This is a genomic window from Actinoallomurus iriomotensis (genome assembly GCF_030269445.1).
GTDB classification, from domain to species: Bacteria; Actinomycetota; Actinomycetes; order Streptosporangiales; family Streptosporangiaceae; genus Actinoallomurus; species Actinoallomurus iriomotensis.
Genome location: NZ_BSTJ01000007.1, coordinates 238,487 through 264,983, shown reverse-complemented (window position 1 = coordinate 264,983; position 26,497 = coordinate 238,487). Strand labels below are relative to the sequence as shown.

General features: G+C 71.6%; 25 protein-coding genes and 1 pseudogene. 15 read left to right on the top strand and 11 right to left on the bottom strand.

Features of this window, described 5'->3' with window-relative positions; genetic code table 11:
* Positions 1–74 precede the first annotated feature (74 nt).
* Positions 75–1,040, top strand: a complete 966-nt coding sequence (locus QSK37_RS27930; RefSeq protein ID WP_285626773.1) for a hypothetical protein — start codon at positions 75–77, stop codon at positions 1,038–1,040.
* An 8-nt stretch (positions 1,041–1,048) separates the two neighbouring features.
* On the opposite strand, the gene QSK37_RS27925 is transcribed toward QSK37_RS27930, so the two are convergent.
* Together QSK37_RS27925 and QSK37_RS27920 are read right to left on the bottom strand one after the other, a co-directional pair.
* Positions 1,049–1,552: a hypothetical protein gene (locus QSK37_RS27925; protein WP_285626770.1), complete on the bottom strand. Its 504-nt coding sequence runs from the start codon at positions 1,550–1,552 to the stop codon at positions 1,049–1,051.
* Positions 1,553–1,838: 286 nt separating this feature from the next.
* Positions 1,839–2,333 (bottom strand): CGNR zinc finger domain-containing protein, encoded by a 495-nt coding sequence (locus QSK37_RS27920; RefSeq protein ID WP_285626768.1) that lies wholly within the window; start codon positions 2,331–2,333, stop codon positions 1,839–1,841.
* 53 nt (positions 2,334–2,386) lie between these two features.
* Here QSK37_RS27920 and QSK37_RS27915 point away from each other — a divergent pair, with 53 nt between their 5' ends.
* Positions 2,387–3,760 (top strand): MFS transporter, encoded by a 1,374-nt coding sequence (locus tag QSK37_RS27915; protein WP_285626765.1) that lies wholly within the window; start codon positions 2,387–2,389, stop codon positions 3,758–3,760.
* A gap of 15 nt (positions 3,761–3,775) precedes the next feature.
* Here the strand turns inward: QSK37_RS27915 and QSK37_RS27910 are convergent, their stop codons facing one another.
* Together QSK37_RS27910 and QSK37_RS27905 are read right to left on the bottom strand one after the other, a co-directional pair.
* Positions 3,776–4,855 carry a CU044_5270 family protein gene (locus tag QSK37_RS27910; RefSeq protein WP_285626763.1) on the bottom strand — a complete coding sequence of 360 codons (1,080 nt, stop codon included), beginning with the start codon at positions 4,853–4,855 and terminating at the stop codon, positions 3,776–3,778.
* Positions 4,848–5,462: an RNA polymerase sigma factor gene (locus tag QSK37_RS27905; protein ID WP_285626761.1), complete on the bottom strand. Its 615-nt coding sequence runs from the start codon at positions 5,460–5,462 to the stop codon at positions 4,848–4,850. The genes QSK37_RS27910 and QSK37_RS27905 overlap by 8 nt, the downstream gene beginning before the upstream one ends.
* 327 nt (positions 5,463–5,789) lie before the next feature.
* Between QSK37_RS27905 and QSK37_RS51830 the strand changes: the two are divergent.
* Positions 5,790–5,945 (top strand): annotated as a pseudogene (locus QSK37_RS51830) (transposase); the annotation flags it as partial.
* Between the two features lie 100 nt (positions 5,946–6,045).
* On the opposite strand, the gene QSK37_RS51825 reads toward QSK37_RS51830, so the two are convergent.
* Positions 6,046–6,153: a DUF397 domain-containing protein gene (locus QSK37_RS51825; RefSeq protein ID WP_432705607.1), complete on the bottom strand. Its 108-nt coding sequence runs from the start codon at positions 6,151–6,153 to the stop codon at positions 6,046–6,048.
* Entirely contained in the window at positions 6,150–6,926 is a 777-nt protein-coding gene (locus QSK37_RS27900) for a helix-turn-helix domain-containing protein (RefSeq protein WP_285627572.1), read from the bottom strand. Before QSK37_RS27900 ends, QSK37_RS51825 begins: the two co-directional genes overlap by 4 nt.
* Positions 6,927–7,070: 144 nt before the next feature.
* On the opposite strand from QSK37_RS27900, the gene QSK37_RS27895 reads away from it, so the two are divergent.
* Both QSK37_RS27895 and QSK37_RS51505 read left to right on the top strand, forming a co-directional pair.
* Entirely contained in the window at positions 7,071–7,454 is a 384-nt protein-coding gene (locus QSK37_RS27895) for an ATP-binding protein (protein WP_285626759.1), read from the top strand.
* On the top strand, positions 7,445–7,804 hold the full coding sequence (locus QSK37_RS51505; protein ID WP_349497996.1) for a helix-turn-helix domain-containing protein: 360 nt from the start codon (positions 7,445–7,447) through the stop codon (positions 7,802–7,804). The genes QSK37_RS27895 and QSK37_RS51505 overlap by 10 nt, the downstream gene beginning before the upstream one ends.
* 46 nt (positions 7,805–7,850) lie before the next feature.
* On the opposite strand, the gene QSK37_RS27885 is transcribed toward QSK37_RS51505, so the two are convergent.
* Together QSK37_RS27885 and QSK37_RS27880 are read right to left on the bottom strand one after the other, a co-directional pair.
* Entirely contained in the window at positions 7,851–12,050 is a 4,200-nt protein-coding gene (locus tag QSK37_RS27885) for a carboxypeptidase regulatory-like domain-containing protein (protein WP_285626757.1), read from the bottom strand.
* Between the two features lie 341 nt (positions 12,051–12,391).
* Complete coding sequence (locus QSK37_RS27880; protein ID WP_285626754.1) at positions 12,392–12,892, bottom strand: NucA/NucB deoxyribonuclease domain-containing protein; 501 nt, start codon at positions 12,890–12,892, stop codon at positions 12,392–12,394.
* 251 nt (positions 12,893–13,143) lie between these two features.
* Here QSK37_RS27880 and QSK37_RS27875 point away from each other — a divergent pair, with 251 nt between their 5' ends.
* Positions 13,144–13,938: a MarR family winged helix-turn-helix transcriptional regulator gene (locus QSK37_RS27875; RefSeq protein ID WP_285626752.1), complete on the top strand. Its 795-nt coding sequence runs from the start codon at positions 13,144–13,146 to the stop codon at positions 13,936–13,938.
* Positions 13,939–14,009: 71 nt separating this feature from the next.
* Here QSK37_RS27875 and QSK37_RS27870 read toward each other — a convergent pair whose 3' ends face one another.
* Positions 14,010–14,798, bottom strand: coding sequence for a helix-turn-helix transcriptional regulator (locus tag QSK37_RS27870; protein ID WP_285626749.1), 789 nt, complete (start codon positions 14,796–14,798; stop codon positions 14,010–14,012).
* Between the two features lie 105 nt (positions 14,799–14,903).
* On the opposite strand from QSK37_RS27870, the gene QSK37_RS27865 reads away from it, so the two are divergent.
* The 6 genes from QSK37_RS27865 to QSK37_RS27840 all read left to right on the top strand — a co-directional run bounded on the left by QSK37_RS27865 (position 14,904) and on the right by QSK37_RS27840 (position 20,294).
* Positions 14,904–16,289 carry an MFS transporter gene (locus tag QSK37_RS27865; protein ID WP_285626747.1) on the top strand — a complete coding sequence of 462 codons (1,386 nt, stop codon included), beginning with the start codon at positions 14,904–14,906 and terminating at the stop codon, positions 16,287–16,289.
* A complete protein-coding gene (gene purU / locus QSK37_RS27860; RefSeq protein ID WP_285626745.1) occupies positions 16,286–17,131 on the top strand; it encodes a formyltetrahydrofolate deformylase in 846 nt (281 codons plus the stop codon). The genes QSK37_RS27865 and purU overlap by 4 nt, the downstream gene beginning before the upstream one ends.
* Positions 17,132–17,177: 46 nt before the next feature.
* Positions 17,178–17,768 (top strand): DUF6286 domain-containing protein, encoded by a 591-nt coding sequence (locus QSK37_RS27855; protein ID WP_285626691.1) that lies wholly within the window; start codon positions 17,178–17,180, stop codon positions 17,766–17,768.
* Positions 17,769–17,772: 4 nt separating this feature from the next.
* Positions 17,773–18,321 (top strand): hypothetical protein, encoded by a 549-nt coding sequence (locus tag QSK37_RS27850; protein WP_285626689.1) that lies wholly within the window; start codon positions 17,773–17,775, stop codon positions 18,319–18,321.
* Positions 18,322–18,327: 6 nt separating this feature from the next.
* Complete coding sequence (locus tag QSK37_RS27845; protein ID WP_285626687.1) at positions 18,328–19,515, top strand: M20 metallopeptidase family protein; 1,188 nt, start codon at positions 18,328–18,330, stop codon at positions 19,513–19,515.
* A gap of 194 nt (positions 19,516–19,709) precedes the next feature.
* Positions 19,710–20,294 carry a DUF4352 domain-containing protein gene (locus QSK37_RS27840; RefSeq protein WP_285626685.1) on the top strand — a complete coding sequence of 195 codons (585 nt, stop codon included), beginning with the start codon at positions 19,710–19,712 and terminating at the stop codon, positions 20,292–20,294.
* A 65-nt stretch (positions 20,295–20,359) separates the two neighbouring features.
* On the opposite strand, the gene QSK37_RS27835 is transcribed toward QSK37_RS27840, so the two are convergent.
* Positions 20,360–21,094: an SDR family oxidoreductase gene (locus QSK37_RS27835; RefSeq protein WP_285626683.1), complete on the bottom strand. Its 735-nt coding sequence runs from the start codon at positions 21,092–21,094 to the stop codon at positions 20,360–20,362.
* A gap of 102 nt (positions 21,095–21,196) precedes the next feature.
* Between QSK37_RS27835 and QSK37_RS27830 the strand changes: the two genes are divergently transcribed.
* Positions 21,197–22,051: a helix-turn-helix transcriptional regulator gene (locus QSK37_RS27830; RefSeq protein ID WP_285626681.1), complete on the top strand. Its 855-nt coding sequence runs from the start codon at positions 21,197–21,199 to the stop codon at positions 22,049–22,051.
* Positions 22,052–22,061: 10 nt separating this feature from the next.
* Here QSK37_RS27830 and QSK37_RS27825 read toward each other — a convergent pair whose 3' ends face one another.
* Positions 22,062–22,832, bottom strand: a complete 771-nt coding sequence (locus QSK37_RS27825) for a class I SAM-dependent methyltransferase (protein WP_285626679.1) — start codon at positions 22,830–22,832, stop codon at positions 22,062–22,064.
* Positions 22,833–23,062: 230 nt separating this feature from the next.
* Between QSK37_RS27825 and QSK37_RS27820 the strand changes: the two genes are divergently transcribed.
* Positions 23,063–25,243, top strand: coding sequence for a hypothetical protein (locus tag QSK37_RS27820; RefSeq protein ID WP_285626677.1), 2,181 nt, complete (start codon positions 23,063–23,065; stop codon positions 25,241–25,243).
* A gap of 56 nt (positions 25,244–25,299) precedes the next feature.
* Positions 25,300–26,496: an amino acid deaminase/aldolase gene (locus tag QSK37_RS27815; protein WP_285626674.1), complete on the top strand. Its 1,197-nt coding sequence runs from the start codon at positions 25,300–25,302 to the stop codon at positions 26,494–26,496.
* Position 26,497: the final 1 nt, after the last annotated feature.

The window sequence follows — 26,497 nt, the reverse complement described above, 5'->3', positions numbered from 1 at the left end:
CCATCATCCCATCCCATCGCTTATTTCCGTGGCTTCTCGGTGAGGTCTGATGATCACCAGGCAACATGAGGCGGGTGGACTACAACGCGATGCTGCTCGTGGAGCTGCCGCAGGCGCGGCGGCGTGCCGATGAGGCGGCCGTCACCCGGATCTGCGCGACGGTCGCGCACGCGGTGACCGAACAGGCGAGCCTCCGGTACGAGGCCCTGTGGCGGATCGACGACCAGGACGCCGTGGCCCGGATCTGCGTCTCCGCCGGGCGCACCTTCGCCTCCCGGGGCAGTTTCGGCACCGCGGCGAGCTTCTACCGGCGCGGCCTGCGGGCGGCCCGGGCCGTCGACGACCGCCGTGTCATCGCGCGGGCGGCCTCGGCGCTGGCCGCACTCGCGCCCGGCATCGAGCGTGAAACAGGGGCTTTCACCCACGAACTACTCCGCCTGCACAACGCTCGGACGGCCTACCGCGACGCCGTCGAGGCGTTCGACCTGATCGGCCGAGATCAGGCGGCGGTCCGGTCGCGCGAGCACGCGACGTGGTGCGACGCGCGGTTGGACGACAGACTCGGCGGAAGGCCGTTCACGGACGCCGACGCACACGAGCTGTTCGACCAGCTGATCGAAGACGGCGCGCCCTGCCCGTACCTTGAGGGACTGGCCGTGCCCGCGGGGACCGACGGCGCCGATGAGCTTCCCACGGCGCTCCTCGAAGCCCTCGAAGTGGCTCTCGGCGCCCAGCTGAGGGAACCCGCCGACCAGGCGTCCCACCGGATTCGGCGGGTCCGCGACCGGCGCCGGCCTCGGAGCCTGGAGATCACCGTGCCCGGCACGCCGGTGCCGACACTGCTCGTCCTGCCGCGGCCCGCCACCGCTGGGGCCACGGCCGCCCTGGCCGATCTGGACCTCGCCGGCGAGGCGAGCCGCGGCCACGAACTCTCCTGGGACCGGGCCGCTCGTACCTGGCAGATCCACGGCCGCCCGGCACCGCGTCTCAGCACCGCGGACCGGCCTCCCGCCTCGTACGAGGCGGGAGGCCGGGACTGAGGAACCGTTCAGGCGACGAGCCGGGCGGCGGACGGGGCGGAACCCGTCATGGCGGCGTCGGCGTCGACGAGGTAGATATGCGCCGTCTTGGGGCCGGAGGTTCCGATCCAGAAGGTCTGCCCGTCAGGCAGCTTCGCCCACGAGGTCGCGTAGGCGGCGATTCCGGTGCAGGTGAGAGTGGCGGAGTCGTGCCCGACGAAGGGGGTGAGCAGCGGGACGCACACCAGGTTGAACGCACCGACGGCGACTCCTTTGGCCGCGTTGAAAAGCGCCTCGCTGGTTCCCCGATCAAGCCGGATTCCGCAGCTTTCCTCCGTGTCTCCAGCGAATGTGTAGCACGTGCGGTCGAAATTGATGGATGCCGGCATTTGAATGTCCGCCGGATTCACTGCGGCGGACCCGGCCTGGGGGTCGCCTTCGCCGGCGACGGACAGCACGGCGGCGTGGGCCGGAGCGGCCGATGCGGCGGTGATACCGGCGGTCAGCGTGGTCACGATCGCCGCGGCGATCACGATGATCAGGCGCTTGGGACCGGGCCGTGTGGCGGTTGTGCGAGTCATGGGATGCTGCCTGCCTTTCTCGCCCTGATGGCGATTTGCGCTTGACCTCCTTTCTAGGACCGCCGTTATTGATTGGCGACATCAGAATGATTGTTCTGATTGATCGGTAGAGCCCGAACAAAAAATGCACACCGTGGAGGGGACCGTACTGCCGCGGCCGGCCGGCGGCACGCTTCCGGTGAGGAAGCGGTTCCGAAGTACGGGGGCCGGCCGATGGACGGCGAGCGTGCCCTCTCGGTCAGGCTGCTCCGGCCTGGCGGTGGCGACGCACCGCGTCCCGGTTGGCACAGGCGTGGGAGCAGTAGCGCTGCCGTCCCGGGCGGCTGTGGTCGATGTAGGCGTTGCCGCACTCGGGCGACGCGCAGCGTCCGAGGCGGTGCATGCCGCGGTCGGTGAGGTGCTGGGCGATGGCGACGCTGGTGGCCGCGGTGAGGATGCCCGCCAGACCGGCCCCGCCGGGCCGATAGTGGATGTGCCAGCCGCTGCCGTCGTGGTCGGTGACGGTGGGATGACCCGCGTAGCGGGAGAGCAGGTCGTTGAGCAGCGCGACGCGGTGCCGGTCGGTGGCGGCGTCGACCAGCCGCGCCCAGCGCGTCAGGTAGTCCAGTACGACGTCGAGGTCACGGTCGCCGGCCGGCCGGTCGAGGGGCATTCCGGCGGCGGTCCAGCGGGCGGCGAGTTCGTCCGGGCTGGTCGGCGGCCGGTTGAGCAGGTCGATGACGTTGCGCAGCAACGGCAGATTGTAAGGGTTTACCGGCATGAGGGCATTACAGCACAGTGTCGGGCATGAGGTACTGGCTGCCACTGGTGGCGTGCTGTCTCGGCACGTTCCTGCTGCTGTTGTTCACGACGATCGTGACGGTCTCCCTGCCGCGCATCGGCACCGAACTGCACGTCGGGTTCGGCGCCCAGCAGTGGATCATCGACGTGTACACACTCGCCCTGGCCGGACTGCTGCTGGGAGCGGGGTCGCTCAGCGACGTGCTGGGCGGCAGGCGGGTCCACACGGTCGGGCTGGCCGTGTTCGGCGTCGCCACGCTGGCCTGCGGGCTGGCGGACACACCGCTGATGCTCATCGTGGCCCGTGCGGTGCAGGGGGTGGCCGGGGCCGCCATGTTCGCCACGATCCTGCCGTTGATCGCCTTGACCTACACCGGCCGGGCGCGGGGAACCGCGTTCGCGGTGTGGGGCGCGGTGGCCGGCGCCGCCTCGGCGGTGGGCACGGTCGGCGGCGGTGTGCTCACCGAGCATCTGGGCTGGCGGTCGACGTTCCTCGCCGCGCTCCCGCTGTGCGCCCTCGCACTGGTGCTGGCCGTCACCTCACTGCCCGACATGCCCGCCACGCCGGGGCGGATCGACTGGCCGGGAGTCGTCACGATCAGCGTGGCGGTCACCTCACTCGCCTACACCGTCATCACCGGTTCCGGCTGGTCGGCGCCCGGTACGCTGCTCGGCCTGGCCGTCGCCGTGGCCGCCGGCACCGGCTTCGTACTGGCCGAACGTGCCGGCGCCCACCCGATCCTCCCGTCGGCACTGTTCGGCACCCGGGCGTTCGCCGGCGTGCTGCTGGCGGCGTTCGCCTACTACTTCGCCGCCTTCGGCGCACTGCCCGACATCTCCACATGGCTGCAGACCGAACTGCGGACGAGCTCGTCCGCGACCTCGTTGGTGCTCACCGTCCAGCTGGTGGTGTTCATGGGCGTGTCGGGGCTGGTCAGCAGCAGACTGCATGGACTGCCCCAGAGCTGGACGCTCGGCGGGGGAACGGTCGCGGTCGGTCTCGGTTGCCTCACCGGCCTCGCCCTCGACGCCGGATCCGGCTGGCCGGCACTGCTGCCGTTCCTGGTGCTCACCGGAGCCGGAGCCGGCGTGGTCTCCCCTGTCCTGCCCGCGGTCGCCACCACCGCGGTACCGCCTTCCCACGCCGGCACCGCCGGCGCCGCCGCGAACAGCGCCCGCCAACTGGGACTCGCCCTCGGCGTCGCGACCTGCGGCACGGTATTCCACAGCCGCCCGCCGACTCCCGGAGGCGCCGCAGCGGGCGTCACCGGCGCACTCGCCGTCTGCGGAATCCTCGCCGTCACCTGCGGAGCACTCGCGGCCGGGCTACTGCGCCCCCGGCCGGACGTGGTTCCTACGGCGTCGAGGTGGCCGCCTTGACGCCGTAGGGTGCGGTTACTTCGGCGCCGTGTCGGTCCAGCCGGACTCCAGCATGGTGAAGGAGGTGAACGCGGCGCCGGGCTTGGCGGGTACCTTCGTGTCCGACTTCTGCACCACCGTCTGGTCGGCGAGTGCTTGGCCTGTCGAGGGATCGATGATGAGCCGGAACTGCGGAACGTGGTTCCCGTCCTTGTCCGTGCCGCCGCCTATGGCGATCGCCGTGCCCCATCGGCCGGCCTCGTCCTTCGCCGCGCCTGCCTTCTTGACGCCGTGAAGCCCAGCGAGCATCCGGTAGGTGGCCGCGCGGACCTGGGGCGTCAGCGGCGCGCGCACCAGCAGTTCGCTGCCGAAGTCGAAGATTCGAGCATCGTCCGGAGGATCTTCGCCGTTGTGCTCGGCCTGCCGGCTGAGGTAGTCGCGGATGGTCGCCTCCAGCTCGTCCGAGCGCGTGGGCAGGGCGAAGACCTGCCGGAGCGAGAAAGGCCGTCCGGTGAGGATCTCAAGGCTCGGATCACTCTGCTCGAGCGTCGCCTTCCCTGGTCCCGGCGTGACCGCCGCGTGGAAGTCCGGGAGCCGTTTGTTCTCGAACGGTGACGGCGAGCCCGCGCGCCGCCAGGCCGCTGCGTCGGCCGGGCTCGCCGGTTCGGCACCGAGGTGCTGTGTCAGGTCCCAGCCGGGCTTTTCGGGATCGCGCGCCATCCAGTACTCCAGACGGTCGTGCGTCTTGATCCAGTACGGGTTGCTTTGTGTGCCGAAGAGCAACAGGTCGCTCACCTGTATCCGCACATGCCAATACCGTCCGTTGGGCTGTGGCTGGTGGCCGGTCTTCTCCGCGGCCGCGAGCAGGAGCCGACGGCCGGAATCCTGGCCTGTCTCCACCTCTGGACCGGTGCCGGCCGACAAGACCGTCAGCGTCACCGCGGTGGCCGCGGCCGCCAGCCCGAGCCCGAACGGCAACAACCGCGAGCCGCCGAAGAGCCGCCGACGGGAGGGCCGGCTCAGCCGATCGAGACGGGCGCGGGCCGCGGCGACCTTGTGCGCCGGCACGGGCGCCGGCCGGTCGTACAGATCGCGGACCATCTGGATCTCATCCATCGTGTTCCTCCAGGTCGAGCAGTGGATTGGTCCCGCCCAGCGCCTCACGTAGCTTTCTTCTGGCCCGGTTCAGTCGTGACCCGACCGTGCCGTACGGGATGTCCAGCGCGGCGGCCACCTCCTCATGACTCAACTCGGCGAGCGCGACGAGCAACACCACATCGCGGTCCCCGGCGGACAGCGCGGCGAGTGCCCCCGCGAGCCGCCCTCGCAGGCCCTCAGCGGCGATCCGCGCTTCGAGTTCCTCAGACCCGGCGTCCCCGGCGATGGACCCCGCGTCCCCGGCGATCCGGTCCATGGCGCGCAGTGCTCGCACCTCACCGCGCCGGTGCTTGCCGACGAGATTGGTCGCGAACCCGTACAGCCAGGTACGCACGCTGGCACGCGCGGGCTCGTACCGGTCGCGTTTACGGAACGCGGCCAGGAATGTCTCTGCGGCCACGTCGGAAGCATTCTCCGGCCCGATCCGCCGCTCCACATACGCGTGGATCTCGGCGAAGTAGGCATCAAAGATCGCTCCGAAGCGTTCAGGGACATCCCGGGACTCGCGGATCACGGCGGCATCGTTGGCCGCGCGCATCGCTGGATCTCCGATCGCAGCGGTCACATTGGGCTCCGTCTCATGTGCGGCCTCTCTATGGCGCGTTGGCGGTCACCCAGGTCTCACCCGATCTCCCTCAGCGCTTTCACACCCCGACCCCAGCCACCGGCCCGGCCTCGCGGTGGTTCCGGCGGGAGCGAAGCTGACGGCCGCCCTGGTACTCCAGCCGCAGATGGTGATCATGGCTGGTCGGGCTGCCGGATGAGGTGTTCGTCGGGGGTTGTACGTGTCGCTACGTCTCGACACGTAGGCACACGTCTGGACACGTATCGAGACGCATGTAGACGTAGGCATGGAGAGATGAGACGGCCACCGCTGGGACGCTTCAGGTGTACCGCCGGGGTGCCGTTCGGCTGGGTCACCGCCGATGATGCCTATGGCGATAACGGGCCGTTGCGCCGGTTCTTGGAAGACCGGCGGATCAACTGTGTCCTGGCCGTCTCACGCGCTCATCAGGTCCCCACCGGCGTGGGCCGGCTGCGCGCGGCGGCCCACGAGATCCGCCGACTATTCGCGATGCTCTGCCGGCCACCCGACGATGCCACTACCAGCATCAACATAAACAAGATCACTAACTACGGCTGGAGTACTAGTCAGCCAAGCGCTCGGCGTCTTCGGAGGAAATACGCGCGACCTCGACACAATCCGCACCCTGGGCGCTGCTGCGGCTGCTCTTTCGCCAGTCAATTTCTGTCATTTGCTGGCCTCCAGGTACCTCTTGATCAGCTCCCGAGATTGATTCTCAGGAAGTGCATGAGCACCAATCCGCTCATACTGTACAACAAGGCCCCGCACCTCAGAAGCGGAGACCACGAGCCTGCCACCGAACTGCGCCTCGGAATAGGCGACGTCGCCTAGCTCGTGGAAGAAGATCTTGAACGAGCCACCTAACCCGGCATGGAGACCGGCCGCTCGGGGTCTCACTCGGATTGAGATGTTAGGCCGGTGACTCTCCTCCAGAAGTCGGGCGAGTTGCTTCCGCATCACCTCGGGATCGCTCGTCGAGCGGTCAATGACGCTCTCATCGAGGAGGAACCACAACGTCGGTGGATCCGCTCGGTCCAGGATGTCCTGCCGACGCATTCGTTCCTCGACATGACGCTCGACGTCGTCTATCCCCAGCGTGGTCCGGAAGAGCTCTCGCGTGTACTCCGGAGTTTGAAGCAGTCCGGGGACGAGGCACGTCTCAAAACTTTTGATCTCCGCGGCCCGGCTTTCGGACTCGGCGTGCTGCCGCATCCAGTTCGGGTTGTGCGCCCGGTGGGCGTAGACGAGCAGGCGGGTGAAGTGCCCGTGGGTGTTCCAGAGCGAGTCGAGCTTTGCCGCCTGCTTCTCGTCGAGCTGGAGCTGCCCGGACTCCAGGCGGGAAACCGTGGACTTCACGCAGCGCAAAACCCGGCCCAGATCCTCCTGGGTCATCTTGTGCCGCATACGGTAAAGCCGCAGGTCATGGGCTATCCACGCCCACATGGACGTCATCGGGTCCGGCGCCGGTCGGGGAGTCATCGGCACACCTCAAAGTTTCCGTTGGTTGCGGATCTCTCGGGGAAACAGCGACAGCTGAGTCGCACGCCTCCATTGTGCTGATTCGAAAAGTAGCAAAAGGAGGTGCTTATGGTCTCGGATTTGTTCACGCTTACGCTCGCTCCGGCCAAGGAAGCGGCCCGTCAGGCCCGGTCGGCGACGACGCATTTCCTCCGTGAATTGGGCATGAAGGAATTGCTGGACGACGCCAGTCTCGTCGTCAGCGAACTCACTACGAATGCCACCAAACTAGGACAGAAATTCAGGCTGCGCCTGATCGTGAACGAGCGAACGCTGCGGATCGAGGTAAGTGATCACTCCGTGGACGAACCGATCGTCAGGGCACGGATCGGGGACGACCGGGCGGAGGACGGTCGTGGCCTTCTCGTCGTGGCGGCGCTGGCCGATGCATGGGGCTTCGACGTGCTCCCCGACGGCGGGAAAACGGTCTGGGCGGTTCTCACGTGCCGCTGAACGACCGTCCCCTGAACCCGTACGACGACCTGCTCCGGCCACGAGAGGTGGCGGAGATATTCGGTGTCCGTACGACGACCATCGCCCGGTGGGCGCGCGAAGGGCGCATCACCGCCGTGCCGACGCCGGGCGGGCACCGGCGGTACCGCCGGGCCGATGTTCAGACGCTCCTCGATGCGCGTACAGACGCCGACGTGTCCCCCGCCGCCCGTGAACAGGACGCGGTTCGGCTCTATGAGATGGGCTGGAGCATCCGCCGGGTCGCCCAGGAGTTCGGCATGAGCTACGGCGCCATGCGCCGCCTGCTCGGCCGCCACGTACGCCTGCGCGACCGTCGCCGAGCAGGGTGAGGCGACCGTACGGGCCGGGGAGGCCGGCCCGTACGGTCATCGTGGGTCAGCTACAGGTGTGGTCGGGTTTCAGGGCGAAGTCGGCCGTTGTCGTGGCCAGTTTGGCGATCTTGACGGACCTGGTCTGCGGTGCCCAGCCGTCCTTGGCCGCGATCAGGGTGAGCGGGTTGTTGCGGGTGTCGAGCCACAGCACGTACTGACCGTTCTTGTCGGTCTTGAGCGTGTAGCTCGCCGTCCACGAGTCGATCTCCACGGTCGCCCCGGTGAGCGGTGCCGGTGCGCCGGTGCAGCCGGCGCCCGTCACCGTTCCGGTGATCTTGCCCCAGGTCTTCGGCGGGTTCACCGTGAGCGTCACCGGGACGGCCAGGGCCCCGTACGGGGTCTTGGCGCCGATGGTGACCTGCGCGGTGAACGTGCCGGGCTGGGTGATCGTGTCGACGTTCGCGTTGAGCGACACCACGACCTTCGCGGTACCGCCCGCCTTGATCGTCACCTCCGACTTGTCCTCCGACAGCCACGGGACGTCGCCGCCCGCGGCGTCGCACTGGTCGTAGCCGGGCAGTTGCTCGCTGTTCTTGACCGCGTTGAAGCCGCCGGTCGAACCTCCGATCTTGTAGAAGCCGCAGGCGGCGGCGCCGCGGTAGAGGGTGTTGTTGGAGTTGGGCAGCGCGGTCCAGGCGTTCGCGTCCGGGTCGTACGCGAAGCCCTGGTTGGTGAGCGTGCTGGTGCCGTTGGTCACGCCGCCCGAGACGAGCAGCTGGCCGTTGGCCGTCGACGAGCTCATCGCCCACAGGTCGATCGGCAGGTCGGCGACGGAGCTCCAGCTGTCGGACGACGCGTCGTAGGCGTAGGCGTGCTTGGACGAGGCCGTGCCCGCGGTGCCGCCGGCGCAGTACACCTTGTCGCCGAGGCCGCCGCAGCCGAGCCAGGCGGTCGACTCGGGGTACGCGTGCGCCGAGCTCCAGGAGTTCGACGCGGGGTCGTACACCTGCACGCCTGTCTGACCGCAGGCGTCGGCGCAGCCGCCGACGACATAGATCTTGCCGTCGGCCACGGTCACCCCCGCGCCGGCGAACGGCTTGGGGTTGTCGGCCCCGGTCGTCCAGGTGTTCGCGGCCGGATCGTAGATCTCCGTCTTGGCGACCGTGTCACCGGAGTCGGACCAGCCACCGAAGACGTACAGCTTGCCGTTCAGCGCGGCCACCTCCGGCGCCTCGCGTCCGGCGCTCATGCTCGCGAGGGCGCTCCACGCCTGGGTGCCCGGATCGTAGACGTAGGCCTTGGCGCTGGTGGCCAGGCCGTCGACGCCGCCGACCGAGTACACCTTGCCGTCGATCGTCGCCGCGCCGTTGTCCATGACCGCCGAGGGGTAGTCGGCCGTCGCGGTCCACGGCGGTGCGTACGGGCTCGCGGCGGCCGCGGCTGCGGCCTTCGCCTTGGCCTTGGCGTCCACCTTGCCGGACTGGAACCGTCCGGACGAGTAGTCTCCCTTCACCTTCTGCAGCGGGGCGCCCTGCGCCGCGGGCTGGTAGGTGCCCGGCCTCTCACCGATCTTGGCGGTGACCGGTGCGGTGCCGGTGTTCTTCAGCGTCACGGTCTGGCTGGCCTGTCCCTGCCAGGCGACCGTCTTGTCGACCGAACTCGGAGTGATCGTGATCTGGGGCGCGCCGAGCGAGAAGCTCGCCCCCGTCGCCCAGTTCGCGGCCACGTTCACGGTGACGTCCTGGGACGTGTAGTTCGACGCGGTGGCGGTGAACTTGTGGCTTCCGGTGGCCGAGGAGTACAGCCAGTAGAAGCCGTCGCCCAGGTTCGGGTCGTTCGGGGTCGCCGCCGAGATCGCCTTCTCCGCCGGCTTGTCGGCCGAGGTGACCGAGGCGCCGTTCACGCCGGCCCCGGTGTTCTTGTCCAGGACCTGGCCGACGACCAGGCCACCCGAGGTCGGGTCACAGCTGCGGCTGCCGAGGAAGACGTCGTCGACCTGCCACCACCAGCTGAACTTCCCGGTGTAGTGGAACCGCAGCTGGACCGCGCTCTTGTTCCCCGCGGCGGACAGGTCCACGGACTCGGTCCGCGGCCCGCGAGCGCTGTCGCTGCTGTGGTGCCAGACGTTGCTCCAGGTCTGGCCGCCGTCGACGCTGTAGTCGACGTCCCCGACCGAGGAGCTGATGCCGTAGTAGTCGGAGCGGAAGGACAGGTACGGATGAGCCTTCCCGGTGAAGTCGACGACGGGGCTGATCAGCGAGCTGTTCTGGCTGCCGCCGTTGCCGTACTTGTCACTGTCGATGTTGGCGAAGCCGCCGGACCCCCCGGTGTGGTTGGTCCGGTTGCCGGGGTCGGTGAACACCCAGGTCTGGCCGTTGCCGACCTTGTCGTCGACGGTCCAGCCGCTCGGCGCGGTGGTGCCGTCGAACGACTGCGTGGTGCCGGCGTCGTAGTGGTAGGCGTAGCCGGCCGCGCTGCAGGTCGTCTGGTCGACAGCGACGTCGACGTCCTTGTTCGCGTCCGCCGAGCCGACCGTGATGTCCGCCGTGCCCTGCGTGTAGCCGGGGTAGAGCGCGTCGACCTGCAGTGAGTAGGTGTCGTCCGCGGGCACGGTGATGTCGTAGCGCCCGGTCTTCGGGTCGGTGTAGGCGACCGCCGTCGTCTCACCCTTGACCCGTACGGTCGCATACAGCGGCCAGCCGTGGCCCGAGCCGTCGCGTACGGTGCCGGTGACGTGGACGTTCGACCTCGCGGTCAGCGCGAAGTTCTCGGTCACCGTCTGGCCGTCCTCGACCGCGACGCCGGAGACGGTCTTGGAGGTGTACCCGAACTTGCTCGCGGTGACGTCGTACGTCCCGGCCGGCACGTTCAGGGAGTAGTGCCCCTGACCGTCCGTCGTGGTGGTGGTGTCGCCGACGCTGACCTTGGCCTCCGCCAGGGCGTTGGTGCCGTCGGTGACCGTACCGGACACGACGCCGCGCGGGCCGGAGTGGAACGCTCCCGTACCGTTCGGCGTGCCGAGCCCGGTCGGGCCGTCGTAGCCGGTGCCGGCCTTGCACAGGTACGCCGGGTCACAGCTGCCGTTGCTGCCGGAGGTGACGTCGTTGAGGTCGGAGGTCTGGTCGTAGGGGAAGGAGTTGGGCGACGAGCCGGCCGCCGGCGTACCGCCGAGCGCGTAGGTCGACGCGATGATCGGGGCGGAGGCACTGGTGCCGCCGTAGACGTGCCAGCCGCCGTAGTAGACCGCGACGCCGGTGTTCGGGTCGGCCACCGCGGAGACGTCCGCGACCGCGCGGCGCGAGCAGCCGGAGTCCGTCTGGAACGAGGGCTTGGTCTCGTACGTGGAGCAGCCGCTGCCGGCTCCGCTCCACGCCGCCTCGGTCCAGCCCCGCGTGGTGGAGGTGTCCTTGGCGAGCGAGGTGCCGCCGACCGCCGTGACGTACGGGGACACGGCCGGGTAGCTGGTCCCGTAGCCGTCGTCGCCGGTGCTGGCGGTGATGGCGACGCCGGGGTGGTGGAAGAAGGAGTCGTCGTAGGAGGTCTCGTCGGATCCCTCGCCGCCGCCGTAGCTGTTGGAGACGTACTTGGCGCCCTGCGCGACGGCCTGGTTCACGGCCGCGCCGAGGTTGTCCATGTAGTTGTCGTCCGACTCGACGAGCAGAATGTTGCAGCTCGGGCAGATCGCGCTCACCATGTCGACGTCGAGCGAGATCTCCCCGGACCAACCGGCGTCCGGCGGCGGATAGCTCGTTCCACCGCGCTGGTCGATCTTCTTGAAGCAGCCGTTCGCCGTGGTGCACGGCGGCAGGCCGTACTGCTGCCGGTAGACGGCCAGGTCGCTCTCGGCGGTCGGGTCGTCGAACGCGTCGACGATGGCGACCGTCTGGCCCGCCCCGCCCGAGGGCAGGTTGTACGCGCTGAGCAGGTCCGCCGGCCCGAAGCCGGCGGGGGTGTCGGCCGGCTGGACGCCCTTCGGACCGATCACGTCGTCGCGGACCACGGACATACAGGACGCCTGCCCGGCCTTCTCGGCCTCGGCACAGACGTTGTGGGTCGGGTGCTGGCCGGCGGAGGTCGGGCTCGTGGCCTTGGAACGTGGGAGGGGCGCCTTGGTGGACGCGCCGGCTGCGGCGGGGACGGCGATCACCGTGGCCACCGCGACGGCGAGCGCCAGCAGCCAGGCGCTCAGTCTCCTCGCCGCGGGATCGGCCGCGGCGAGAACAGACACGCGGCGGGTACGCCGCGCCCTGGAGGGTTGGGGCATGCAGGCCTTCCTCAGCGGGGGGAATCGATGACCCGATACGGGTCACTGAACAAGCCGATATTGACTCAAGGCCTGACTACGATCACCGTCCGAATGTGGACGTTACGTTATGACTACAGCTCTTGCGGAAAATGACACGTCACTTACAAAAGGCGGACCTACGACGTTCAGTAACGGTTTTCGGCCGTCGGCACAGGCGCCGTGTTAGCGCTAGCGCCGACTCCTACAAGAATCGAGCGCCGATCTTTGAGCCGGTCGTGACCTCGGTCACGGACACCGCGCCGTGCAGCACGATCGTCTCGAGGCGCTGGAGACACTCGGTCACGACGCGGTCCCTCCGGTCAGGGGAGGTGGAAGATCGGCGCGCTGGGCAGGGTGGCCGGGGGCGTGCCGACGACGTTGATGTAGAAGGGGTCGCCGTCCAGCACCCGGTCGGTGGCGTACCAGTTGCCCAGCCGCGAGCCCGAGCTCCGGTTGTCCCCATCGGGGACGATCATCACGGAGAAGTTGCCGTGCGCGCGCGCCGCCCCCTGGTAGGTGCTGGCGAAGGGGTACTCGTCGCAGTCGGTCTTCTTCGGCTTACCGTACGTGTGCGGATGCTCTGCGGCGCCTTCGGGTCCTGGAGGCTGAAGGTCAGGTACGACGTCGCCGGGAAGATGACGCCGTTCTGGTGCTTGGCCCTCATGTCGGGCGAGGAGTCGAATCGGAGCGTCCCGTCCGGGCCGAGCTGGTCCCTGCCCTGGAGTGACTCCGGGTGCGTGAAGGTGAACCGCATCTTGAACGTCCCCCGGGCGATGCGGTCCGCGTCGATGTACAGCGTGAACGCGCCGCGCGAAATCCACGCCGGCGATGAACCGGCCCGTCGTTTCGCATAACGTTAAAATGCGAAACCGCGCGTTCCGGAGACCCGGAATGCGTACCCGGCCTCACTGCGTTCACCGCTCTTTTCCATTACCGGTGGGGCTCGTCGAGGCCGGGGTTGTCGGATCCGGGCCGCGTCGTTCGTAGAGAGGGTGAGAGGCCGCCTACGAGGGGCTGCCACGACCACCGGAGGTACCGACCGATGCCGCACCCACAGGCCAAGGTTCACCGCATGTTCGAGCTCGTCGAGCCGATCGCCACCGTCACCTTCTCCGAGGTGCCGAACGAGGCGTTCCTGGCACTCGGCATGCGCGACTACTGGGACGGATACTTCGCGGGCCGGGCCGCGCCGCTGGGGCCGGCACCGGCCGAGGTGGTGCACGCGGTCTTCTACAACTTCGCCGACGGCGAGGTGGCGCGCCACATCCCGTGGGTCTGGGGGAAGACCACCCCGGAGGAGGCGATCGCCGTACGCGAGCGAGGCAGCGTCGCCGCGCTGCGGCAGATGATCGGGGAGCTCGCCGACTCCCCCGGTCTGGTGCGGGTCGCCGACCTCGCCACCCGAGCAGCGGTCGGCGCGCCGACCGAGGGCCGAGTGCTGTACGCCGCGCTCCGGGCGCTCGACGTGCCGGAGGAGCCGGTGGCCAGGCTCTGGCACGCGGCGACGCTGCTGCGGGAGCACCGTGGGGACGGCCACAACGCCGCGCTCGTCGCCCACGGCATCGGCGGTACCGAGGCCCACGTCCTCATCGCGCTCTCCCTCGGAATGAGGCCGGAGGAGTTCGGCCGGATCCACCACCTGCCCAAGGCACGGCTGGCCGCCGTCGTCGACGGGCTGCGCGACCGCGGCCTCGTGGACGCCGCCGGCGGGTTCACCGACGCCGGCCGGGAGACCAGGGAGCGGATCGAGGCCCTCACCGACGAGCTGGCGGCACCGGCGTACGACGTGCTCAGCACGGACGAGCTCGATGAGCTGGTCGCGGCGCTCGAGCCGATCGCCGTCGCGGTACAGGCCGCCGACGACTGAGCAGGGCCTCCCTGACCATTCGGTGCGCGCGGTCACTCCGCGGGATGGGTGTCCGGCGGCGACCGCGACGGTCACGCTCCGAGCAGGCGCCTTACCTCGGTGGGAGTGTGGCCGAGTTCGGTGCGTACGGTGCGGCACAGGTGGGCCTGGTCGGCGAAGCCGAGGTCGGCGGCGATGCCGGCGAGGTGGTCCGCGCCCTGCTCGATGTGGTCGAGCGCCCGGGTCACGCGGATCCGGTTGCGGTAGCGGGTGAGGCTCGTGCCCGTCTCATGCTGGAACGCCCGGCTCAGGTGGCTGGGTGACACGCCGAGCAGCCGGGCCAGGGGGATCAGGCCTCCGGCCTCCGGGTGGTCCGTCAGCAGCGCCTCACGGGCCTCGTCGGCCAGGGTCCGGCGGCTGCCGCGGCGCGGGGGCCGCCTCCGGGGGCCACGCAGCAGGCCGTCGAGCAGGCCGACCAGCTGCTCGGCCATGGCGAACGCGACGTCCGGCGCGGCGCGCAGAAGGCGCCGGTGGGCGAGCTGGAGCCGCCCGTCGAGGTACACCGACGCCGACGCCGGACGCCGGTCGTCCCCGGCCACCGACCGCCACAGGGCCGGTGAGAACGTCACCGCGGTGCAGACGTCGCCCCCGGCCGGATGCGCGAAGCTCACGAGGTCTCCGGGCACCTGGAGGTAGCCGGCCGTGGGGTCGGCGAGCGCGTCGCGCCCCTCCGAGCGCAGCCGGAACCGGCCGGAGCGTACGAGCACCACCTGATGCCGCCCGGCCTGCTCGGGCGGCGACCATCCCGGCCGGTGCTCGGCACAACGCACCGTGGCGACCGAGAAGTCGGGTCCGCCGGCGAGCGGAACACTGGACAGCACCCCGCCACACTAACGAAGCCGAAAAGGTCCGCGAGAGAGCAAGAATCGTCAAGCCGGCACCCGCCCCGGCGGCGCAGACTGCCCGAGGTCGTCTTGGGAGGGCGCATGCGTCACGGGTCACTCGTCGTTCTGCTGACCGGGCAGGTCATGGTGTCGATGGACGGATCGATCGTGACCGTCGCCCTGCCGCACATCCGTACCGGGCTGCACGCCTCCGACGCGCTGCTGCAGCTGGTCACCGGCGGCTACATCCTCGCCATGGCGTCGCTCGTGGTCACCGGGGCGAGGCTCGGCGACCTGTACGGGCACCGCCGGCTGTTCCGCTGCGGGCTCGCCGGGTTCACCGCCGCCTCGCTGGCCTGCGGGCTGGCGCCGGACGGCCCGGCGCTCGTGGCGGCACGGTTCGCGCAGGGCGGTTCGGCGGCGCTCGTGCTGCCGCAGGTGCTGTCCCTCATCCAGCTCGGCTTCTCCGGGCCGGCCCGGGCACGCGCGCTCGGCCTGTACTCGATGGTGCTCGCGCTGGGAGTGGCGATCGGGCAGATCGCCGGCGGCCTCATCGTGAGCGCGGCCGGGTGGCGTCCGGTGTTCCTGCTCAACGTGCCCGTCGGCGCCGTGCTGATCGCCGTCGGCTCCCGTTCGCTGCCCGGTGGGCGGGAGCGGGTACGGTCCCGGCTCGACGTGCCCGGCGTGCTGATCCTGTCCACCGCGATGACCGCCGTGGTGGTGCCGCTCGTGTTCGGCCAAGAGGAGGGCCGGCCGCCGTGGACCTGGGTGTGTCTGGCCGCCGGATGCGCCGGCCTGGCCGCCTTCGCGTGGTACGAGCGGCGCGCGGCGAGCCCGCTGCTGGACCTCGGCGTGCTGCGCGCGCCCGGTGTCGCGCCGGGGCTGTTCGCGGCGTGCGCCGTCATGGGCGCCTACACGGGTCTGATCTTCTCGCTCGCCCTGCACCTGCAGAGCGGCCTGGGCCTGTCGCCGTTGGGCGCGGGTCTGGCCTTCCTGCCGTACACGGCCGGCTTCGCGGCCGCCGGGCTGTCCTGGCCGCGCCTGCCGGTACGCGGGCCGCTGCCGGTCGCCGGGCCGCTGGTGTTCGCCGCGGCCGCCCCGCTCATCGCCCTGACGGTACGGCACGGCTGGTCCCCGCTTGTGATCCCGCTGCTGGTGGTGGCCGGGGCGGGTCACGCGGCGGGCTTCAGCCCGCTCGTCGAGCGGCTCGCCGCCACGGCGGGCCCGGCGCGGGCGTCCGCGGTGTCGGCGCTGACCAACACGGGCACGCTGCTCGCCAACACCCTGGCCATCGCCACGCTGGGCGGCGTCTACCTGGGCGCCCGCACCTCCGCGCAGGGACTCCTCCAGGTGACCGTGCTGCTCGCCGCGCTGCTGTGCCTGGCGGCGGCCGGGGCGTGGCGTACGGTCGCCGCGACCGCGACGCGACCGCCGAGGCCGGCTGCCCGGCCGTCTGAGCTCGGCGTTCACCGTAAGCTCGGGGCATGACACAGTACGTGCTCACGCTGTCCTGCCCCGACCGGCCGGGCATCGTGGCCGCGGTGTCCGGAGTGCTGGCCGACCGCGACTGCAACATCGTGGAGAGCCAGCAGTTCGGTGACCGGGGCACCGGCCGGTTCTTCCTGCGCACGCAGTTCGACGCGCCGGACGGTCTACGCGACGCGCTCACCGGGGCGTTCTCCGCCCTGGCCGTCGACTTCGGCCTCGACTGGCACCTGTACGACCTCGCGGTACGCACCCGCGTGCTGATCCTGGTCTCCAAGCACGGGCACTGCCTCAACGACCTGCTCTACCGCCAGCGCTCCGGCCTGCTCGGCGTCGACGTCGTCGCGGTCGCCTCCAACCACCCCGACATGCGGCCGCTGACCCAGTCGTACGGCATCGACTACCACCACCTGCCGGTCGGCGCCGACAACCGCGCGGCGCAGGAGGCTGAGATCCTCGCGCTGGTCGAGCACTACGGGGCCGACCTCGTCGTCCTCGCCCGCTACATGCAGATCCTGTCGGACGACCTGTGCGCGAAGCTGCCCGGCCGGATCATCAACATCCACCACTCCTTCCTGCCGAGCTTCAAGGGCGCCAAGCCGTACCACCAGGCGCACGAACGCGGCGTGAAGCTCATCGGCGCCACCGCGCACTACGTGACCCCGCACCTGGACGAGGGGCCGATCATCGAGCAGGAGGTCGCCCGGGTCGACCACACCCACGGCCCGGAGGAGCTGATGGCGGTCGGCCGCGACATGGAGTGCCTGGCGCTGGCCCGCGCGGTCCGCTGGCACGCCGAGCACCGCATACTGATCAACGCCGACCGGACCGTGGTGCTCCGCTGACCTGTCGTCCGCGACCTCGCGTCACGCACCGTGGTTCAATGCCACGGTGCGTGATCGAGGTGACTCCGCGAACGACCGCTCCCGTGCCTGCCGCGCGGCGGTGCGCGCGTTCCGCCCACGGCGGGTGCTGCCGGCGAGCCTGGCCGCCTCGCTGCTGACCGCCGCCGGGGCGTCCGTCGCCGTGCACGTCATCTCGAGCCGGCTCGGCCATCCGGTCGTGCGTCCGGAGGTCACCGCGCGGCTCTCCCGGCTGGCGTGGGACGACCCGGCCGTCGCGGCCACCGGTGGCGGCATGACGCTGGCGGGGCTGCTGTTCGTGCTGGCCGCGGTGCTGCCCGGCCGTACGAGCACGGCGCCGCTGGCCGGCGACGACCCGAGGTTCGTCACGGGCCTCGGCCGGGCGTCGCTGCGGGCGGCCCTGCACGCCAGCGTGCTGGAGGTGCCCGGCGTGGACACCGCGACCGTGCGCCTGCGAGGACGGCTGCGGCCGCGGGCGGAGATCCGCGCGGTCACCGGGTTCAGCGACCCCGAGCACCTCGGCGAGCAGGTGGCCGACGCCGTACGCGACCGGCTGGAGGAGCTCGATCCGGTTCGCGTGCCGGAGGTGGCGGTACGCGTCTGCGAGCGTAAGGACTGATCGGATGTTCAACCGCGTCTGGCTGGCGCTGACCGGCCTGGTGTTGCTGGGCGGCGGCGGCATGGCACTGGCCGCCGGGCTGTTCCGGGCGAGCCGTCCGCTCGTCACCGCGTCGACGTCGCGGTGGGTGGCGGCGCATCTCTGGTTCTGGCCGGCCGTGGCGGGCGGCTCGCTGACGGTCGCGATGCTGGGCAGCGCGTGGCTGGCCGCGCAGTGGCGGTGCCGTACGCTGCGGCGGCTCGCGATGGGCGACGCACGCGCCCGAACGACCCGCATGGCGGCGCGCGTGGCCGCCCGCGCCATCGCGGCCGACGTGACCTCCTATCCGGGGGTGCGCCGGGTGCGCACGCGGCTCTCCGGCAGCGCCCGGCGCCCCGCGATGCGGGTACGGGTGATGTGCGAAGCAGACGCCGACCTGGGCGAACTCGCGTGGCGCATCCGCGACGACGCCATGGTCCGCCTGCGCACGACGCTGAACCGCGCCGACCTCGGCGGTGTGATCGACTTCCGGGTGAAGCGTGCTGACCGAAATGAGGATCGCCGCGTAATCTGAGGCGTCATGTCCTCTCTGCGTGCCGCCGCCGGCGACCTCCACGACGATCTCGTCCGCCTCCGCCGTGACCTGCACCGCGAGCCCGAAGTGGGGCTCGACCTGCCGCGTACCCAGGAGAAGGTGCTCGCCGCCCTCGACGGGCTGCCGCTGGAGACCACGACCGGCACGGCGCTGTCCTCGGTGACCGCGGTGCTGCGGGGCTCGTCGCCCGGCCCGGTCGTGCTGCTGCGCGGCGACATGGACGCGCTGCCGCTCACCGAGCGCTCCGGGGTGCCGTACGCCTCGGAGATCCCGGGCACCATGCACGCCTGCGGGCACGACCTGCACACCGCGATGCTGGTCGGCGCGGCCCGGCTGCTCGCCGAGCGGTCGTTCGCGGGCAGCGTCGTCTTCATGTTCCAGCCCGGCGAGGAGGGCAACGGCGGCGCGAAACTGATGATCGAAGAGGGCCTGCTGGAGGCGGCCGGAGCGCGGCCCGTCGCCGCGTACGGGCTGCACGTGACCTCCTCGCTCATCCCGGCCGGGATCTTCCTCACCCGGCGCGGCCCGCTGATGGCCGCCGCCGACCAGATGCGCGTGACGGTGCGTGGCGCGGGCGGCCACGGGTCCCAGCCGCACCTGGCGAAGGACCCGATCCCCGCCGCGAGCGCGATCGTGACGGCCCTGCAGACGCTGGCGACCCGGAGGTTCGACGCGTTCGACCCGGTCGTGATCACGGTCGGCAGCTTCAACGCGGGCACGGCGCCCAACATCATCCCCGACGAGGCGCAGCTCGGCCTGACCATCCGCTCCTTCTCCCCCGCGGCCCGCGCCCGCGTCATCGACGGCGTACGAGAGCTGGTCGACGGCATCGCGGCCGCCCACGGGCTCACCGCCGAACTCGAGCACGAGATGGGATACCCGGTGACGGTCAACGACGCGGCCGAGGCCGAGTTCGCGGCCGGCGCGGTCGCGGACCTGTACGGGCCCGAGCGCTTCATCTGGGTGCCGAACCCGATGACCACGGCGGAGGACTTCTCCTACGTCCTGGAGGAGGTGCCGGGGGCGTTCGTGTTCCTCGGCGCGTGCCCGCCCGACCGCGACCCGGCCACGGCGCCGTTCAACCACGCCACGACGGCGGTCTTCGACGACGCGGTGCTGCCCGACGGGTCCGCGCTGCTCGCCGAACTCGCCCTGCGCCGCCTCGCCGCCTGAGGCTCAGGCCGCCGGGTAGGGGCTCCGCATCGCGCCGAAGTAGCCCGCGCCCGTACGGCTCTGGGCGACATCCTCCACGCCTCCACCCGAGCACTCGCCTGACGCGGGCCGAATCGGTCGCTCCGGGCATGTCGCGGCCCCTATCATGATCATCCGGTTCTGGTGGCTCGGGTCGGCGATGGAGGACCGGGAACGTGCGGAGGCTGGCTCTCGTCGTGGGGCTCGCGGTGCTGCTCGGCGGGTGCGGATCCGCCGCCGAGACGGCCAAGAACCCTCAGCCCAGCGATTCCCGGCCGCGCGTGCGCCAGGTGAACGTCGGGGACGCCGTCGTCCTCGCCGGCGTGGACGACGCGAACGGCACCGGCACGCTGCGGATGGCCGTGAAGGTCAAGAACGTCGTCGCCACGGCCATCGGACGCGGCGCGTTCGAGAAGCCCCGCAAGGGTGAACGGTTCGCCGCCGTGCGGTTCGTGTTCAAGAACATGGGCGCGACGCCGTACCACGACAGCCCGACCTTCGGCGCGAAGGTGATCGACTCGGCCGGTCACGGATACGATCCGACCGTCGCGACGGTGTCGGCGGGACCGCCCTTCCCCCGCGTGATGAGCCTGGTACGGGGCCAGGTCCGGAGCGGCTACATCGTCTTCGCCGTACCGAGGGCGGCGAAGATCGTCAGCGTCCAGTACGCCCTGAACGCCGGGTACGCCCCCGAGCTCGGCGAGTGGCGGGTACCCCCGAGAGCCCCCGCGAGAACCCCTCCGACACCACGCGTCGGCTAGCCGTACTGACCACGGAGGTTGAGTACGGGCGACACGGCTCCGGAGGTGGGCCACCTTCTGGCGGCTCACCAGGGATGAGTGCCGCCGTTCTCGTTGAGGAACACGCCGGTGGTGTCCTCGCCGGGCGACAGCGCCTGGCGGGCGATGTGGGCGCCGCCCTCGTCGGCGCTCAGGTGGCCGGCGTGGCCGTTCAGGTCGGTCGCGCAGAAGCCGGGTGACAGCGCGTTGACCCTGATCCCGGCGTCGCGGAGCGAGTGGGCGTAGATGAGGGTGATCGCGTTGAGCGCGGCCTTGGAGGAGTTGTAGCCGAGCAGGTTCGCGTACCGCCACAGCGGGGAGTCCGGGTCGGTGAGGAAGCCGACGGTGCCCAGGCCGCTGGAGACGTTGCCGATGTGGCCGGCCGGCGACCTGCGCAGGAGCGGCAGCATGGCGTTGGTCACCGCGACGACGCCGAACACGTTCGTCTCGTACGTCTCGCGCAGCGCCGCGACCGGCAGTTCGGCCGGCGGGTGCGGCCGGTCGCGGGAGATTCCCGCGTTGTTGACGAGGACGTCCAGGCGGCGGTACTCGGCGTCGATCAGGCCGGCCGCCGCCTTGATCGTGTCCGGGTCGGTCACGTCCAGGTGGACGAACCGTACGTCGAGGTCCTGTGCGGTCAGCTCGGCGGCGGCCTCCGCGCCCCGGCCGGGGTCCCGCGCGCCGAGCAGGACCGTGTGCCCGGCACGGGCGAGTTCGCGTGCGGCGGCGAACCCGATGCCCTTGTTCGCTCCGGTGATGAGGATGATCTTGTGGTCGGTCATGCCCTCACCCTGACCCCGGACCGGCGCGGCCGGGAGAGCACGGCCGAGGCTGGTACCGGCGGTCCCATGGTGGCGGCGGCTCCGGCGAGGCACGCTGGGCGGGTGAACGAGTTCGATCGGGCGGAGCTGGCCGCCTTCCTGCGGCGATGGCGGGCGCGGGTCCAGCCGGCCGACGTCGGGCTGGAGGCCGGCCACCGCCGGCGCACGCCCGGCCTGCGCCGCCAGGAGGTCGCCCAGCTGGCCGGCATGTCGGTGGACTACTACATCCGGCTCGAGCAGGGCCGGGGGCCACACCCGTCCCGGCAGATGATCGGCGCGATCGCCCGTGCGCTGCGCCTGTCCGAGGACGAACGCGCCCACCTGCACCACCTCGTCGGCGAGGTGCCCGGACCGCCGCCCGGCCCTCGACGGGACGTACGGCCCGGCGTGGCGCACCTGCTCGACCGGCTCGACGACACTCCCGCGCTCGTCTGCGACGCGAAGTACGACGTGCTCGCGTGGAACGCGATGGCCGCCGCCCTCCTCGGCGACTACTCGGCGCTGCCGCCCGGCGAGCGGAACGTGATCTGGCGGTTCTTCACGGACGCGGCGGCACGTGACCGGCACGACGCCGAGGGCGGCCGCCGGTTCGCCCGCGAGTCCGTCGCCGATCTGCGCGCGGCCGCCGCACGGTACCCCCGCGACGCCGGCATCCGCCGGCTGGTCGACCGGCTCCTGGCCGCGAGCGCCGAGTTCGGCGAGCTGTGGGCCGAACAGGACGTGCGGGTCCGCCGCTCGACGAGCAAGCGGCTGCGTCATCCGCTGGTCGGCTGGCTCGACCTGGACTGCGAGGCGCTGCACGACCCGTACCAGGACCAGTGGATCGTGCTCTACACCGCCGCCCCCGGTACCCCGTCGCACGAGGCGCTCCGCCTGCTCAAGGTCGTCGGCACCCAGGACCTCACGACCCGGCCGTGAGCGGGAGCGGTCAGGCGCGGACCGCGCGGACGGTCAGGGTCACCAGGGGCAGGTCGAACTCCCCCGCCGTCTCGGGCGTCGCGCGCAGGTACTCCAGGACGCGGTCCAGCAGTGCGGCCCGCTCCTCCTCCGGCATCACGAGCACGTGCGAGTGGGTGCCGAGGGTGGCCGCGAGCGAGTCCGCCGTACGCCGCTGGACGTGGCGGAACGTCTCCTGCTCCAGCGTGGGGAAGCGGGGGCCCAGATCGAGTTCGGCGACGCTCTCCCGCCGGCGGACGGCCGCCCAGCCCCGGGCGATCTCCTGGTATCCGCGGACCCACGGCACGTCGTCGTCCTCGCGGTTCCACAGGCCGCCGACGACTCCGCCCGGCGTGAGCACGCGGGACATCTCGGGCACGGCGCGGTCCAGGTCGAACCAGTGCATCGCCTGCCCGACCACGATGGCGTCCACGGAACCGTCGGCGAGCGGGATCCGCTCCGCCGAGCCGGCGAGCGCCCGCACGCCGGGCAGCGCGCGGCGCAACTCGGCGAGCATGCCGGAGTCCGGCTCGACCGCGACGACCTCGGCGCCGGTCCGCAGCAGGCTCGCGGTCAGCTTGCCGGTGCCGGCGCCCAGGTCGAGCACCCGCAGCGGCGAGCGCCCCGACACCGGCTCCAGCACCCAGCGGACGGCGGCCTCGGGATAACCGGGCCGCTCGGCCGCGTACGCGGCGGCCTGAGCGCCGAACGACGAGGCCCGGCGCGCGTGTGTCTCCGGCGTGACTTCGGATGGGTGAGCCATGGCCCCCACGGTAACCACCGTGGGGGCGTCGAGCCTTGTGCGTTCGGGCGGCTCGTGCCAGTAACCGGCAAAGACCGGCGACATGCCGGTGGACGGCGCCCCTCGCCGCGAGAGCGCCGTCCATACTTCACCGAGCGGACGGGGGCGCTTAACTCGCGCGGCGCGGGGGCGCCGCGAGCGGCGGGCATCATCTCCCCCGCCATGTCGCGAACTCGACGGGGAGCCGATCGTTGCCGAAACGCGTCGCCGCCGCGCTGGCACTGGCCGCCGCGGCTCTCATCGCCCATTTCCCGAGTGCGGGCGCGACCCCGGCCCACGCACCCTCGGCCCACGCGGCCTCGGCGCGGCACGTCGTCCTCATCGGCGTTCCCGGGCTGCGGTGGAACGACGTCGGGCCCTCGGTCACCCCGAACCTGTGGCGCCTCGCCGGCACCGCCGGGACGGGCCTGCTGTCGGTACGGGCGGTCGGCACCCTGACCTGCCCGGCGGACGGCTGGGTCACGGTCTCGGCGGGCGCCCGGTCGGCCGCCGGGCCGTACTGCCACCGGCCGGTCCACCTCTCCCGGCACGGTGAGGGCGCGATGGTCGGCGAGACCGAGCGGATCCGGCGGATCAACGCGGGCTTCGGCCCGGTGGGGCTGCTGGCCGACGCCGTGCACCGGGCGGGCGGCTGCGTGAACGCCGTCGGCGCCGGAGCGGCGCTGGCCGCCGCCGACGGCCGGGGGCGCGTCGACACGTACGCTCCGGCGCCCGCCGCGCTGCCGCCGGGCGCGTGGTCCCGATGCGCGGTCTCGATCGTCGACGCGGGCATGGTCGGCGGCGGCGACCGGGCCTCCGCGGCGCGCCGGGCGGACACGACGGTCGGGACGGTGCTGGCGCACCTGCCCGCCGGCACCGGCGTGGTGGTGGCGGGCGTGGCCGACGACCTGAGCCGTACGCCGCATCTGCGGCTCGCCATCGCGACCGGCCCCGGGACCGCGGGCCGCTACCTCGGCTCGGACTCCACCCGGCGCGCGAACATGGTGATCCTGCCCGACCTCACCGCGACGCTGCTGGCCTCGGCGGGGGTCCCGGCGCCGGCCGGGTTGATCGGAACGCCGCTGCTGCCGGACGCCGTACGGCCCGCGCTCGCCGACTCGGTGGCCGACCTGTCCTCCCAGGACGTCGCGGCGCAGACCCACCGGCGGCTGCTCCCGCGTTTCTTCGCCGGGTTCGTGATCAGCCAGGTCCTCCTGTACGCGGCGGCGGCGCTGGCGCTGCGGCACGGGTCCCTGCGCCGGCGTCGCCGGATCCTGTCCGCGACCCGGCTGACCGCGCTCATCGCCGCCGCGGTCCCGGTCTCGACCTACCTCGTCAACCTGGTGCCCTGGTGGCACATGTCCCGGCCCGCGCTCTGGCTGGTCGCCGGGATCGCGGCCGGCGACGCGCTCGTGGTCGGGCTGGCGATGTGCGGGCCGTGGCGCCGCCACCTCCTCGGCCCCGGGACGGTCATCGCGGGCGTGACCGCCGCGGTCCTGGCCGCCGACCTGCTGACCGGAACCCACCTGCAGCTCAACAGCATGATGGGGTACTCGCCGCTGGTGGGCGGGCGGTACTACGGCATGGGCAACATCGCGTTCGCGGTGCTGGCCACCTCGACCCTGCTCGCCTCGGCCGGGATCGCCCAGTGGCTCGAACCCCGCGCCGGTCGCCGGGCCGCCGTCGCGGTCGTCCTCGCCCTGACCCTGACCGCGGCGCTGCTGGACAGCTGGACCGCGTGGGGCAGCGACTTCGGCGGCCTGGTCGCGTTCGTGCCGGGCCTGGCGACGACCGCGCTGCTGGTGGCCGGGCGGCGGGTGTCGTTCCTGCGGCTCCAACTGCTGCGCGCGACCGGGATGGCGCTCGTTCTCGGCGTCGCCTGGATCGACTACCTGCGTCCGCCGTCGCGGCAGACGCACATGGGCCGGTTCTTCGGGCAGCTCGTCGAGGGCGACTCGCTGCCCTGGCTGGAGCGCAAGTTCGCCGCGATGGTGCACACGTTCGGCAACCCGACGCTCCTGCCGGTCGTGGTGGCGGGGTTCCTGTTCGTCCTGCTGGTGCTGCACCGTCCGGGGCGCGCGGGCGCCGGTGGCCTGCAGCGGGCGTACGAGCGGGCGCCGATGCTGCGGGCCGGGCTGTCCGGTGCCTTCGTCACCGCCGTGGTGGGCGGGGCGGTGAACGACTCGGGCATCGCGGTGCCGGCGCTGGCGCTGGCCGTCGCCGTGCCCCTGGCGCTGGCCGCCGCCGTGGTCGCCCTCCAGGAGACCGTCCCGGCGGGCGGCTCCCCGACGGCGGACGCCCCCGCGGGCGGCTCCACTGAGGTCACCGCGACGGACGCCTCTCCCGGCGCCGATCAACGTCCGGGTTTCACTCTCCGGCCCGCCGAGGGCTGACCCCGACTGAAGGTGAAGGCTTTTCATATTCGCCGAAAATGTGGCAATCTGCGGCTATGACGTTGCGTGAGCGGTACGACGCCGCGACAGCCCACCTGGAGCCGCCGTTCGCGATCGTCGACCTCGACGCCTTCCGCGCGAACGCCGCCGGCCTGGTACGCCGCGCGCGGAGCAAGCCGATCCGGGTGGCGAGCAAGTCGGTGCGCTGCCGCACGCTCCTCTCACAGGTCCTCGCCACCGAGGGGTTCCACGGGATCATGGCGTTCACGCTGCCCGAGGCGCTCTGGCTGGCGTCGGAGGGGCTCAGCGACGACATCCTGGTCGCCTACCCGACCGTGGACCGCCGCGTCCTGACCGAGCTGGCCCGCGACGAGAGGGCGGCGGCGACGGTCACCGTCATGGTCGACTGCGTCCAGCACCTCGACATGATCGAGGACATCGCCAAGTCCGCCGGCGGCGACCGGCCGATCCGCGTCTGCATCGACATCGACGCCGCGTGGCGTCCCGCCGGGGGCCGGGTGCGGATCGGTGCCCTGCGCTCCCCCATCCGTACCGCCGATGAGGCCGCCGCGCTGGCCCGCGACGTCGCCCGCCGGCCCACGCTGAGCCTCGTGGGGCTGATGGCGTACGAGTCGCAGATCGCCGGGGTCGGCGACAATCCGCCCGGCAAGCCGTTCTTCTCCCGGGCGGTCCGGTTCGTCCAGGCGCAGTCGCGGGTCGAGCTGGCCCGCCGCCGCGCCGCGATCGTCAAGGCGGTCCGGGCCGAGGCCGACCTGGAGTTCGTCAACGGCGGCGGCACCGGCAGCGTGGAGAAGACCGCGGCGGAGGTCTCCGTCACCGAGGTCGCGGCGGGTTCCGGCCTCTACCAGTCGGTCCTGTTCGACCACTACACCAACTTCACGGGCCGTCCGGCGGCGCTGTTCGCCCTGCCCGTCGTCCGCCGTCCCGGCCCCGGCGTGGTCACGGTCCTCGGCGGCGGCTATCCCGCGTCGGGCGTCGGCGACCGCAGCCGCCTGCCGCAGCCCTTCCTGCCCGCCGGGCTGCGGTTCGACTCCAAGGAGGGCGCGGGCGAGGTGCAGACGCCGCTCGTCGGCGCCGCCGCCGACGAGCTGGAGATCGGCGACCGGGTCTACTTCCGGCACGCCAAGGCCGGCGAGCTGTGCGAGCGCTTCGCCGAGCTCCACCTGATCGACGGCGACCGTCTCGTCGACACCGTCCCCACCTACCGGGGCGAGGGCAAGACGTTCCTCTGAC